Genomic DNA, 12,091 nt, shown 5'->3' with positions numbered 1-12,091 from the left:
ATGAACCTTGAAAACATCTTTGGCCTGAAGGGCCGCGTGGCGCTCGTTACCGGTTCAAGCCGTGGGATAGGAGCGGCGATTGCCGAAGGGCTGGCTGGGGCAGGTGCCCATGTCATCCTGCATGGCGTCAAGCCGGGCGCCACAGCGGCTGTACATGAGCGGATTGTTACGCAAGGGGGAGCGGCGGATCATCTGGCAGGCGATCTCTCCGAAGTCGGGGCTGGTCGGGATCTTATCGAGCGAGCAGAGGCGATCGCACCACTCGACATCCTTGTTATCAACGCCAGTGCCCAGATCAATGCCCCTCTATCGGCGGTGACGCCAGGTGATCTGGCGTTTCAACTGGCGGTCAATCTGGGCTCGACGGTCGACATGCTACAGACGGCACTGCCGCGAATGTCGGCTCGGAAATGGGGCAGGATCGTCTCCATAGGATCAGTCAATCAGCTAAGGCCCAAAAGCATCGTTACCGCCTATGCGGCGACGAAGGCCGCACAGCACAATTTAATTCAAAGTCAGGCTAGAGATTATGCCCGCGACAACGTGTTGCTCAATACTCTCGCTCCCGGCCTCATCGATACGGACCGCAACGCTCATCGCCGCATCGAGGACCCGGAGGGCTGGAATGAATATGTAAGCTCATTGAACTGGATGGGGCGTGCCGGGCGACCGGAAGAGATGGTGGGGGCAGCTGTCTTTCTGGCGTCGGAGGCATGTAGTTTCATGACGGGCGAAACGATTTTTCTCACCGGAGGTTATTGAGCGGGCGGATATTGAAAAAATGCAAAACGTCCCGAATGCAGGTGTTGGCCCAGCAACTTTTGCGGTGATCGTCTGGAGAGGTCGTCATTCGAAAAACCAGCGCCGATAATGCGGTGATTGTGTTTGAAGCCATAAAAGCGGGATCGCGCGGTTGCACGGGGGGTCGTCAGCGATTTTCATCCCTACCGACGGAAGTCTGACGGCAACCGGAACTGGCTGATGAGCCGTCGGTCTGTCTGGCGATAAAAGCGATGACGGAGTCCATCAGCTATCCCAAACTGACGAAGCTTTATCACCAGCGCCTCGGCATCATACCAGGGGTTAGCGACATCATCACCTTGCACTTCCCTTAGATGCCCTCGGCCCGCAGCATGATTTCAACCGCGCTGTTCCCACCGGCTCGTTGACGGGCCCGCGCTGAGTTCGCCTTAAAAACCGGCCAGATCAGCGGGCCTGGCTTCGACGTTGTCATCACCGAGCTGCCGCATACTATCGTCCACTCATGCGTCTGCTTGATTTGCCGAACTTCATCCTGACGCCGTACGTGGCGTGGGCAAGAAGCGCAGCGGTCCAGTCGCTGGTCGATCAGCTGATCGACAATGTCGAGGCGTTCTAGCGCCCTTCGTTTGACCGTTATAGCTTCTCATGTAATCGAGAAATGCGCGCATGGCGGCACGTGGGAGGCGGGTCGTAAAAACCATTGCGGTAGGAGAGTGTCCATTGGGAGGAAGCTCCGCCAGCCGGCCGATTTCCTTTCAGGTGTCGCTGTAGCTTCTAACGTTCAGCGGTCGAAGTTTCCCAGATATCGGGCAGGCGATGTGCCAAGCGCTTTCTTGAACATGGTTATGAATGCAGAGACGGATTGATATCCAAGATCCCCCGAAACCTGCTGCACCGTTGCCCCCGCTGCAAGGCTTCGGATTGCGACAATCACCTGCAATTGTTGTCGCCAGCGGCCGAAGGTAAGGCCCGTTTCGCTTTGAACGAGACGGGCGAGCGAATTCTCACTCATCGCCACTCGTTTTGCCCATTGCGCCATCGTACTGCGATTGGATGGATCGTCTGCCAGCTCGGATGCAATGCCTGCAAGCCGGGGCTCGTCCGTTAGCGGGAGGTGAAGATGCTCGACCGGCATCCGCGACAATGCCGACAGAAGCAGCGTTTCCATGAGCTCTAAGTCAGCAGTCGCGGCAGCCGATTGGTCGGCCATCTCGATGATCAGTTCCCTGACGAGCGGAGACAGGGAAAGCGTGCAGCACCGGTTCGGCAGATCGGCAGCCCCCGGCTCGATGAACAGGAAGAACAAACGTGCGTTGGCGGTGGCCACATTGCTGTGAAGCATGCCCCCTGGAACCCAGACGCCACAATGAGGCGGAACCATCCACATGCCTCTTGGGACGCGACAAGTCACGCCTCCCAGCAGCGGCATGACAAGCTGGCCCTTACGGTGGTGGTGTTCGGGAGCCTCGCGTTCGTTCTGAGACACGTCGATCCTCACAGCGCGAACGCGCGATGAAGAGCTTTCGACATCATGGTCGGCGAGGGCACCGGACAGAGACAGTGGTGAATGGTGGTATTTAGTGATCATTAGAGAGAATATCTAAATTCGTCAGATCGGTTTGTCGATAGGGTCATCCTGCAAGAAGCTGGAGGGTGATCATGACACTTCAAAAACACAACGACCGCTGGTGGTCGGATATCGTCCGGACCGAAATTCGTCTGTCCTCGAAAGGACCTCGCAGGCTCTGCATCCTGCCCCCATCCCTGATGGGGACAAGGCCGGATCGTGCCGCTGTTCTGAAAAGGATTAAAGGCATTCTTTTTTCGAAAGCCCGAGCGTTGCTTGCCCGCCAGCCTCCGGCCATGTCGACTGTTATGCGCGCTGACCCTGCCGAAGCCTACCTGCACGCCTGCCTCGCTGCACCATTCTTTTTCTATGTGTCGCCAGCGACCTACGGCCTCGCAGACAATGTTACCAACGATGAAAAAGGCATCGAGCGCAAGGCCACATTGCCAGGAGATGAGGTGTGAGTTCCCGGCCAGTTGTCACCAGCGGGAACGTCATCTTTTCGCTGAAAACATTTCTTGCGGCGATGGCGGCATATCTTGCAGCCATCTGCTTCGATCTCAACCGGCCGTCCTGGGCGGTTGCAACCGTCTACATCGTCGCTCATCCCCTGTCCGGCGCGATCTCGTCAAAATCGGCATATCGGCTGCTGGGCACAATCATCGGCGGTGGTGCAACGATCCTCATGGTCCCGAATCTTGTGAACGAACCTATACTTCTTTCCGGCGCGATCGTCCTGTGGGTCTCCGGGTGTACCTTCGTCAGTCTCCTTGATCGCACACCGCGTAGTTATATTTGCCTGTTGGCGGGCTATACCGTGCTTCTTGCAGGACTGCCGCTCGTCAACGCTCCGGTAAACACCTTCGATATTGTCGTTTCCCGCACCGAGGAGATCGGCCTCGCAATCATCTGCGCGTCGATTGTCAGTCACGTTGTTTTTCCGGTTCACGTGGGGACGACCCTTCTCAACCGGATCGATGGATGGATGGCCAGGGCGCAGGAGCTTTTCGAAGCCACAGCAACCGGAAAAAAGGACGGAAACCAAAGCCGGATGGAACGCCACGCCTTGGCGGCAGAGGCTGCCGATCTGCGGTCGTTCGCGGTTCATCTTCAATATGACGGATCCAGATACCAAAGCAGAGTGGCACTGGTAAGGTCGCTGCAGCACCGGATGCTTTCCTTTCTGCCGCTACTGAGCGAACTGGAGGATTTGCGACGATCACTGGGCAGGTTTGACCCGGCTGGCCGGGAAAAGGCATTGGCGATAATCGTCGAGACGGATTCGAGACCGAGAGGCTACTCCTCCACGATCGATGCGCTCGCCTTCTCCACCTCGCCTCCGACATGGGAAGAACTTCTTCTCGTCAAATTTGCCCGAGATCTGCGGGCTGTTGTTCGGCTCTCTGACGAGTGCCTCACTCTTAGAAAATCCATTGAAGATGAGGGCGGACCTAGAGCGGCTGGCGCGTCTGACAGAATGCCTGCACCGCATCGGGATATCGGAATGGCTTTGCTGTCATCGCTGACGGTTGCAGTATGCCTTGTTACCTCCCTCTTCTTCTGGATCGCAACCGGATGGTCCGACGGGGTTACCTTCGCCCAGATATCGGGCGTCCTTTGTTGCCTCCTCGCCACCATGGATGATCCGGTCCCTGCCATGCGCAAGTTTGTCAATGTGACGATCGGTGCAGCGATTGCGGCATTCATCTACGGCTTTGCGATCCTTCCGGCAATCGACGGTTTTGCGTCGCTCGCCGCTGTTTTGGGACTGTTTCTGATACCGGCGGGCCTATGTCTCGCGGTGCCTTCGCTCGCCCTCGTCGGCATGGGTCTTTGCATAAATTTTCCGCTGCTTCTTACCCTTCAGGCCTATCCAGCGACAGACTTCATCAGCTTCGTCAATGCCGCAGCGGCGACCATACTCGCAATGGTCTGGACGATCACGGTTTGCAGCCTGCTTCGATCCGTGCGAAGCGAGACAAATGCCAGAAGGCTTTTTTCTGTTATCCGGAAACATGTCGTAAGCATCGCGGTTGGCAAGCAGTCCGACTTCCTGATCACCCACCATCGCATGATCGACGTTGCCGGTCTGTTGGCCTTACGAATGGCAAAACGACCAGCGGTCTTGGAAATCGGCGACTGCGACGTCTTGAGGGATGTCCGGGCAGGGCTGCATCTGCTTGCAATGTACGAGCTTGTGCCTAAGGCTTCGAGCGGTATCCGGCTCGCTGCCAAACCGGCCTTTCAGGCGGTCGCAGCCCTGTATGGTGCCCGTGCCGCTAAAGGTGAGGGCTGCGTGGAAAAGGCGGTGCAGGCGCTGGATGGTATGATCCTTTCCCCCGCGGCCGCCACCGCGATGGATACCGAGCTTCTGATGCGCGCCGTTGCACTTCGCCTCTGCATTGCTCCGGACGCTTACGCTCCCGTTTACCCAATAGCCGGGGCGGGGAGGAAACCCGCGTGACGGAGCAGGTCGAACTCTATGGCATCTTTCTGCCCTCGCTCGCGGCGCACGCATTGTTTGCGTATGCAGGCCTGCGTCTTCTCACATCGCTTCTCGGCAAGATCGGGTTCTACCGAATGGTTTGGCACCGCTCTCTGTTCAACCTTGCGCTCTACATTACCCTTGTCGGCGGATTTTCTGCCGCTATCAACTGGTTTCAATGATCATGAAAAATCTGACGCTCACCACGGGTCAAGTGCTTCTAACCCTGTCGATGACGGCATGTGCTGCGATTCTGGGCTGGCACTTGTGGTCTTTCTACATGGAGGCGCCATGGACCCGTGACGCCCATGTCCGCGCTGATATCATCCGATTGGCACCAGATGTTTCCGGGCCTGTCGCCGAGGTTCTGGTATCAGACAATGCGCAGGTGGAAAAAGGAATGCCCCTATTTCGCATTGAAACGGACCGCTTCTGCCTCGCGCTGCGCGAGGCAGAAGCGAAGGTAACGGGTAGCAGGGCGGCTGCGGAGATGGCGAAAACCGATTTCGAGCGGTATCAATTGCTTGCCTCAAAGGAAGCAGCCAGCCTCAAGGAGCGACAGCAAGCGGAAAGCCGGATGTATCAGGCAGAGGCCGCCTATCGATCTGCACTGGTCGCGCGGGATCTGGCAAAGCTGAACCTTGAGCGGACAATCGTGAGAGCGCCGGCGTCCGGGGCAATTACGAACTTTTCGCTGCGCCGGGGTAACTATGTCCTGGCTGGAACTGCGGTGGGCGTCCTGGTGGAAAAAGAATCCATCTATCTTGCAGGGTATTTTGAAGAGACAAAGCTACCGAGAATCCATATCGGTGATCCAGTTACGATCAATATCATGGGTGAAGCCCAATCGGTCACCGGGCATGTCGCGGGAATTGCTGCGGGGATCGAGGATCGGGAACGAAGCGATAGTGCGGGTTCGCTGGCAAGCGTGACGCCGACATTCTCATGGGTTCGACTTGCCCAGAGAATCCCGGTGCGGATCGAGATCGATGAGGCTCCGACGACGGTTCGGCTGGTCGCGGGAAGGACGGCGACCGTTTCGATTGAGCAAAAAGGGGACCGGGCGGCACCTCCTCTCCCCAAGAAATGATCAAGCATTGTCGCTGGGTCGGTTGGCCCGACGCTGCGTGATCCGTTGGTCTCATAAGAGCGAACACCTGCAAACAATCGTATCGGAGTTCTGCGCTACTTCGGTGCGATCAAGACAACCGTGACCTCAATCCGGAACGCAGCAGGATCATGAAGGCGGGTGCGCCGATAATAGCGGTGATGATGCCTGCCGGAAGTTCGAGCGGCGCGATAATGCTGCGACCGACGGTGTCGGCAAAAGCCAGCATCACAGCGCCCAGCATCATTGCGATAGGGAGATTTTTTGCGTGGCGTGCTCCGGTAAGAAGTCGAGCCGCGTGCGGTGCGAGCAAGGCAACGAAACTGACGGCCCCGATGGAAGAAACGGCGATCGCCACCGCACTGGCGGCATAGACCATCGCGTATTTGCTCGCGGTTCCCGTCGCCAGGCCCAGTGCGCGGGCCTTTTCGTCCCCAAGCAAAAAGGCGTCGAGATGGCGACTGAACAACAGGCCTATAGCCGACAATGCAAAAACCCACGGCATCAGCATGAAGGCGTCGGCGTAGCCGCGGGCGTGCGTCGAGCCGACGAGCCAAGAAAGTGCCTGAGCCGTTTGCAAGCGCGCCTCCAAGACAATGATTGTTGCGGCCGCGCCTAGGCTTGCGGCGATTGCGACTCCAGCCAGAACCAATTTTTCCGGAGAATTCTTCGGCGCCAGCAACCGGAGCAGCAAAAGCACGGTGATGGCCCCCAACAGAGCGACGACCTGGAAAGTTGGCGTTGCTGGTGAAAGTCCCAGCAGAAGTGCGACGAGGCTAAACAACGCTGCTCCCTGTGTAAGGCCCAGCGTCTCTGGCCCGCATAGCGGGTTGCGCGTCACCGCCTGAAGGACCGTGCCAGCAGCAGCGAGCAACGCGCCACAGCCGAGTGCGACAAGAAGGCGAGGCGCGCGCAGGTCGAGGTTTCCTGTCACCTCGGCAAGTGTCAATGATATTCCGTCGCCTGTCGCGAGACTTGCCGCCATCGTCAACAGGCCCAAAGCGACAAGGGCTCCAACGGCGAGGAGGAAAGGTGGGGGCGCGATGCCTATGGGCAAACCTATGCGGCGCTCCCCCCCGATCTTTGCCCTGCGCAGCAGGAATAGCATGACCGGTGCACCGAGGCAGGCAATCGCAACGCCTGTAGGTATGGTCGTGCCATTGCGCGCCAGAGATTGCGTGACGACATCTGCAAGGAGGAGGCTGTTTGCTCCCCAAACCGCTGAAAGCGGCAGGTGGCGGTGATGCCGGCTTATACCCAATGCGCGCAATACGTTCGGGACTGCAAGGCCGACGAAGCCGATGGGCCCTGCAAGGGTTACGGCGCAGCCGCAAAGAAGAACGCCGATGAGCAGACCGAAAAGCGTGACGGCCCGTGTTACCCCCAGACTAGCCGAAGCCTTGTCGCCCAGTCCCAGCAAGTCGAGGGCGCGCGCCATCACGATGAGCGCCACGAAGGACAGGAGCACCAACGGGGTTGCTGTTGCGGTTCTGGACCATCCGGTCTGGTCCAGAATGCCGGAAGACCAGAGTAACAGACCGGACGCCCGTTCGTCAGCAATAAGCACGATTGCCGATGACACCGCGGAAAAACAAAGCGACACGGCGACACCGGAAAGAGCCAGCCGGCCCGGCGGGGCTTGAAAGCCGCCGGCCAGTGCAAGGCACGCGGCCGCGCCAGCAAGGCCGCCGGCGCTCGTCACTACGATGGGCGGCAGAGACAAGGGAAGCAGCAAGGTCGATACGACGAGGAAAAGCTGCGCGCCACTGGTTACAGACAGTATATCCGGAGCCGCCAAAGGGTTCCTCAAGACGGTCTGAAGAACCGAACCTGCTAGCGCAAGCGCGGCGCCAGTTGATATCGCTGCGACCAGACGGGGCGCCCGAGTTGTTTCCAAAATTGCCTGCGCGAGCGTCTCAGGGCCTGTCGGAAAAAGAAACACATCCCTCCAGCCGACCAGCCTGCTTCCCACTCTCAATTCCAGCGCTGCCAGGACCAGCAGAAGGACCACGCCGACGGACCAGACAAGGGCTGGAGCAAATCGACGAAGGGGGAGGCAAGACAAATTCATGTTTGAGCCAAGGCCTGACGGTTTTGCCGGTTGCCGGCGCCGATCCAGTCGACCATACAGTAGGTTCGCCCGCTTCCATCTGGATGTGGCACGAGATCGACGTGGCACTCAAAGGCTTGCTGCAACAGGTCAGTCCGCAGCACCTGATGCGTCGGCCCAGCCGCAAGAACCTGACCCTTTTGCATCAGGACGACGTCATTGGAGATATCCATGACTTGATTGAGGTCATGAAGCACCGCGATGATCGTAAGACCTTCCTCTGTGTTGAGTTTGCGCAGGAGGGTCAGCAATTCGGCCTGGTGTCTGATGTCGAGAAAGCTCGTGGGCTCATCAAGAAAAAGGATGCGCGGCTCCTGCGCCAAAGCCATCGCCAACCAAGCTCGCTGCCTTTCACCGCCGGACAGGGTCGTGAGTTGCCTCGCACGCAAATTTTGAAGGCCGACGCGAAAAATGGCGCTTTCGATAATCCTGCGGTCCCGTGTCGACAGTCGACCAAGCCAGGGACGGTGAGGATAACGGCCTTGTTCAACGAGTTCTTCGACGCTCAGGCCGGTGGGAACCTCTGGTGTCTGGCTCAGGACGGCAACCTGGCGGGCGACGGTGCGTCGTGACAACGCGTTGAGCGGCTGTCCGGACAAGCGGATTTCGCCTTCCGTCGGGTTTTCGAGTCCGGCGAGGCATTTGAGAAGCGTGCTTTTCCCGGAGCCGTTCGCGCCGCATATGACGGTAATCCGGCCCTCAAGCGCAACGGCATCGACCTTTCGGAGCGCTTGAGCCTGATCATAGACGACGCTGAGACCAAACGCCTGAGCCGCGATGGCCTGCGTCCTCTGTTTGCTCGGCGGGCTGTTCATCCTGCCACCTCACGCATGGCCTTGCGAAGAGATGACAAGCTGCGATAACCGACGTCCGCCGCTGCCTCCTCCAGGCGCGCTCCCTCGGCTTGGCGGCGCATGACATGCGCCATGCGCAAGCGACGCCGCCATTCGGCGAAACTCATGCCGGTCTGAATTCGGAATTTCCGGGTCATGGTGCGCCTGCTCATGCCGAGATTGTCTGCCCAGCGATCTATATCGAGATCGAGCGACGGTGTTTCAGAAAGATCCCGACACAGCCGTTGCAATCGCTTGTCACTTGGCATTGGAAGCGCAAACGGGCCTTCCTGCGCATTTGCGATCTCCTCGAGTATCAGTGCCGCGAGATGTCCGCCGCGGCCATTTTCGTCATAAAGGGTCGGTTCGTTCAAAAACGCCCCAACCGTTGCCGAAAGGAGTGTGGAGGTTGAGATGACACGCGTCGGCTCCCATGGCATGGCGACGCCTGGATCCGGTTCGATGTAGACCGACTGCATGGAGACCCGCCCGTGTGAATGAACGGCGTGTGGTATCTCCGGGGTAATCAGCAAGCCGTAGCCACAGGGGATGATAAATGAGGTGTCGGGGGTACGGGCGGTCATGAATCCGTCGATGATCTGTAACAATTGGCCTCGGCGATGGCTGTGCCAGCCAAAATCGACGCTTTGCTCGTAGGTCCGTGCCATGGCAGCGACGGGCCGCGGCACATTTTGAAGATCGGCTGCCCTTTGCGGCTGTTTCATCATGGTTCCAGGCGATGGGATTTCTCATAGCAGTCTCACGACCGCATCCAACGCAGTGCCATAGTCGCGCAGCGTCTATATTTCAAAAGGAAAGATTGGCCCGACAAAACAGAAAACTACGATTCAGCCAGATAAGGCCACTAAATGGCCCGGAAAAGCTCGATTTTGACCTGACAATGCTGATAAAAAAAGTCTAGTTAAGCGGCCAAGCGTGCGGGATTTGGCAAACACTGCGGACAGTCCGGGGTACCCTTCGCGCAGTATTCCTATCACAGGTCCTCGAATGCAGAACACCGTCCTTCGCCTTCGCACATCAACCTGCCACGACACCAGAAAGCGGCTCCTATTTTTCGTGTCGGGCGTTGCGTTGAGCGCGCTCGTCCCCCAGAAGGGAACGGCAGAGGCACAAGAGACAAATGCTTCCACCGTGCTTCAGCCGATCGTTGTCCAGGGGACAGCGGCGACAAAAGGGGCCCGTGTCGAACAACGTGGCTACGTAGCAACGCAGTCGGCTTCAGCCACCAAGATCACGACGGCGATAGCCGAGACATCGCAATCTGTCTCCGTCGTGACCCGCGGCGCCATGACCGATCGAGCCGTACAGACGGTGGCGGACAGCTTGCTCTATAGCGCGAATGTCAACGGCCAACGCTACGGCAACGATCCCCGTTCCGATTACTTCAGCATTCGCGGCTTTGGCGCCGATCTTTATCTCGACGGCTTGCGCGTGCCACAGATTGCAAACCAGACAGGCGGCTATGCTGGCTTTCGCGTGGAGCCTTACTTCCTTAATCGGGTGGAAGTGCTGCGCGGACCAAGTTCCGCGCTTTTCGGCCAAACGAATGTCGGCGGCGTTGTCAACATGATCAGCAAGGATCCATCAGAGACAGCTGGCGGAGAAGTCTACACCCGTTTCGGAAGTTACAAACAGAAAGAAGCAGGGTTTGATGTAACCGGCCCTCTCGGTGCGGATTCCGATCTTACCTATCGCTTGGAAGGCATTATCCGCGACAGCGAAACAATGAACGATTTCGGAAAAAACGACCGTTTCGCCATAAGCCCGACGGTCAGGTGGTCGCCGGATGAAGATACCAGTCTCACGGTATATGGCGCTTACATGAAGGATGACGCCGGCCAGGTGCCCTCGCTTATTCCTGCCGTCGGGAGCATCTATCCCAATCGTCTCGGTTTAACGATACCGCGCAGCTTTTCGGACGGAGATCCCTCGCTGGCGATCTACGACAAGGAAACGGCCTATATCGGATATCGGCTGGAACACGCATTTAACGACGATCTCGTCCTGCGCCAGAATTTCCGGTACTCATACCTGGACGTCAATTATCAAAACCTTTTCGGCAATGGTCTTTCCGCTAACCAGCGCACGCTTTCACGCCTCGTCTACAATGCGCAGCCAACGCTCAACGCCGTGGCGTTGGACACCAATCTTGAGTACAGGTTCGACAGTGGGCCAATCAGCCATACGCTTCTCGGCGGTATCGATGTGCAGTGGCAAAACCTCGTCAACAGGACAGGATCACGCAGTGGCCCCACTCTCGACCTGTTCAATCCGGGTTACGGCATTGGCGTACAGCCGGCAGCACTGACGACACACCTTGATCAGACGCAGCGTCAGGTTGGTTTTTATCTGCAGGATCAAATGGAACTCGGCGGCCTTCGTCTGACCGTTGGCGGTCGCCAAGACTATGTCAGTAACGACTCCGACAGCACCGCTCTTGCCAGCGGTCTTACCACCCGATACCGGCAGGACGATTCAGCTTTCACGGGCAGGGTTGGTGCCGCTTATGTCTTCGATAACGGCCTTGTACCCTACGCGCTATATTCAACGTCCTTCTCCCCGGTGCTGACATTGACGCCAACGCCGCTGAAGCCAACCAAAGGCGAGTTGAAGGAAGTCGGTGTGAAATTCGCGCCACAGGGGGACGATTTCAGCCTGACCCTGTCCGGGTTCGAGGCAACGCAACAGAATGTCGTCAATCGTGTTGCAAGCGTTTATTACCAGACTGACAAAGTGCGCGTTCGTGGGATTGAACTGGAGGCCAACGCCACGCTTTGGGACAGCCTCAACCTTACTGCGGCGGCGAGTTGGCAGGATCCTGTGGTAACCGAGAGCCAGACGCCAGCCCAGATCGGGAAGATGCCGTATACCGTTCCAAAGCAGCAGCAATCGCTGTTCGTGAGCTATGATCTGCCGATGCCAGATAGCTGGAACGGCAAATTGACGCTTGGTGCAGGTGTCCGTCGCATCGGCAAGACTGCCGGGGATACGGCGAACTCATTCTTCGTTCCTGGTTATACGCTGGTGGACGCATTTGCCCGTTACGAACATGGTCGCTACTCGCTCCAGCTTAACGGGTACAATCTCGGCGACAAGACCTACGTCGCCGGTTGCAACACCCCCACGCAGTGCTACTACGGGCAGGGTTTGACCGTTGTCGGAACAGTGAGCGTGAAGTGGTAGCTGGTATTCGCAGACGATCGTT

Annotated in this window: 10 protein-coding genes; 6 read left to right on the top strand and 4 right to left on the bottom strand. The window is 58.0% G+C overall.

Annotation, left to right across the window (positions count from 1 at the left end; all coding sequences use genetic code 11):
* Nucleotides 1-762: an SDR family NAD(P)-dependent oxidoreductase gene (locus tag AB4Z23_RS20785; RefSeq protein ID WP_025591565.1), complete on the top strand. Its 762-nt coding sequence runs from the start codon at nt 1-3 to the stop codon at nt 760-762.
* A gap of 781 nt (nt 763-1,543) precedes the next feature.
* Here AB4Z23_RS20785 and AB4Z23_RS20780 read toward each other — a convergent pair.
* On the bottom strand, nt 1,544-2,350 hold the full coding sequence (locus AB4Z23_RS20780) for an AraC family transcriptional regulator (RefSeq protein WP_025591566.1): 807 nt from the start codon (nt 2,348-2,350) through the stop codon (nt 1,544-1,546).
* Between the two features lie 71 nt (nt 2,351-2,421).
* Here AB4Z23_RS20780 and AB4Z23_RS20775 point away from each other — a divergent pair, with 71 nt between their 5' ends.
* Genes AB4Z23_RS20775 through AB4Z23_RS20760 form a run of 4 tightly spaced genes read left to right on the top strand, consistent with a single transcriptional unit; the run spans nt 2,422 to nt 5,904 of the window.
* Nucleotides 2,422-2,793 (top strand): hypothetical protein, encoded by a 372-nt coding sequence (locus AB4Z23_RS20775; RefSeq protein ID WP_025591568.1) that lies wholly within the window; start codon nt 2,422-2,424, stop codon nt 2,791-2,793.
* Nucleotides 2,790-4,793, top strand: a complete 2,004-nt coding sequence (locus AB4Z23_RS20770; RefSeq protein ID WP_025591570.1) for an FUSC family protein — start codon at nt 2,790-2,792, stop codon at nt 4,791-4,793. Before AB4Z23_RS20775 ends, AB4Z23_RS20770 begins: the two co-directional genes overlap by 4 nt.
* Nucleotides 4,790-4,996, top strand: a complete 207-nt coding sequence (locus AB4Z23_RS20765) for a DUF1656 domain-containing protein (RefSeq protein ID WP_025591573.1) — start codon at nt 4,790-4,792, stop codon at nt 4,994-4,996. Before AB4Z23_RS20770 ends, AB4Z23_RS20765 begins: the two co-directional genes overlap by 4 nt.
* Before the next feature lie 2 nt (nt 4,997-4,998).
* Nucleotides 4,999-5,904, top strand: coding sequence for an efflux RND transporter periplasmic adaptor subunit (locus AB4Z23_RS20760; RefSeq protein WP_025591575.1), 906 nt, complete (start codon nt 4,999-5,001; stop codon nt 5,902-5,904).
* A gap of 109 nt (nt 5,905-6,013) precedes the next feature.
* Here AB4Z23_RS20760 and AB4Z23_RS20755 read toward each other — a convergent pair whose 3' ends face one another.
* The 3 genes from AB4Z23_RS20755 to AB4Z23_RS20745 are packed head-to-tail and all read right to left on the bottom strand — an operon-like array spanning nt 6,014 to nt 9,590.
* The gene (locus AB4Z23_RS20755; protein WP_421446054.1) at nt 6,014-7,993 is read right to left on the bottom strand and encodes an iron ABC transporter permease; all 1,980 of its coding nucleotides are present in this window, start codon (nt 7,991-7,993) and stop codon (nt 6,014-6,016) included.
* Nucleotides 7,990-8,847: an ABC transporter ATP-binding protein gene (locus AB4Z23_RS20750; RefSeq protein WP_025591578.1), complete on the bottom strand. Its 858-nt coding sequence runs from the start codon at nt 8,845-8,847 to the stop codon at nt 7,990-7,992. Before AB4Z23_RS20750 ends, AB4Z23_RS20755 begins: the two co-directional genes overlap by 4 nt.
* Nucleotides 8,844-9,590 carry an AraC family transcriptional regulator gene (locus tag AB4Z23_RS20745; RefSeq protein WP_025591580.1) on the bottom strand — a complete coding sequence of 249 codons (747 nt, stop codon included), beginning with the start codon at nt 9,588-9,590 and terminating at the stop codon, nt 8,844-8,846. Before AB4Z23_RS20745 ends, AB4Z23_RS20750 begins: the two co-directional genes overlap by 4 nt.
* Nucleotides 9,591-9,957: 367 nt before the next feature.
* On the opposite strand from AB4Z23_RS20745, the gene AB4Z23_RS20740 reads away from it, so the two are divergent.
* Nucleotides 9,958-12,069 (top strand): TonB-dependent siderophore receptor, encoded by a 2,112-nt coding sequence (locus tag AB4Z23_RS20740; protein ID WP_421446051.1) that lies wholly within the window; start codon nt 9,958-9,960, stop codon nt 12,067-12,069.
* Nucleotides 12,070-12,091 lie beyond the last annotated feature (22 nt).

It is taken from the genome of Agrobacterium sp. MCAB5, from assembly GCF_052114365.1.
Lineage (GTDB): Bacteria > Pseudomonadota > Alphaproteobacteria > Rhizobiales > Rhizobiaceae > Agrobacterium > Agrobacterium tumefaciens.
The sequence above is the reverse complement of the archived record's forward strand: the minus strand, read 5'-3'. Positions and strand labels throughout refer to the sequence as shown.

What these genes read in the sequence shown, in the direction of transcription:
- AB4Z23_RS20785 (WP_025591565.1), top strand. Translation starts at nt 1, where the DNA reads ATGAACCTTGAAAACATCTTTGGCCTGAAGGGCCGCGTGGCGCTCGTT.
- AB4Z23_RS20780 (WP_025591566.1), bottom strand. Translation starts at nt 2,350, where the DNA reads ATGATCACTAAATACCACCATTCACCACTGTCTCTGTCCGGTGCCCTC.
- AB4Z23_RS20775 (WP_025591568.1), top strand. Translation starts at nt 2,422, where the DNA reads ATGACACTTCAAAAACACAACGACCGCTGGTGGTCGGATATCGTCCGG.
- AB4Z23_RS20760 (WP_025591575.1), top strand. Translation starts at nt 4,999, where the DNA reads ATGAAAAATCTGACGCTCACCACGGGTCAAGTGCTTCTAACCCTGTCG.
- AB4Z23_RS20755 (WP_421446054.1), bottom strand. Translation starts at nt 7,993, where the DNA reads ATGAATTTGTCTTGCCTCCCCCTTCGTCGATTTGCTCCAGCCCTTGTC.
- AB4Z23_RS20750 (WP_025591578.1), bottom strand. Translation starts at nt 8,847, where the DNA reads ATGAACAGCCCGCCGAGCAAACAGAGGACGCAGGCCATCGCGGCTCAG.
- AB4Z23_RS20745 (WP_025591580.1), bottom strand. Translation starts at nt 9,590, where the DNA reads ATGAAACAGCCGCAAAGGGCAGCCGATCTTCAAAATGTGCCGCGGCCC.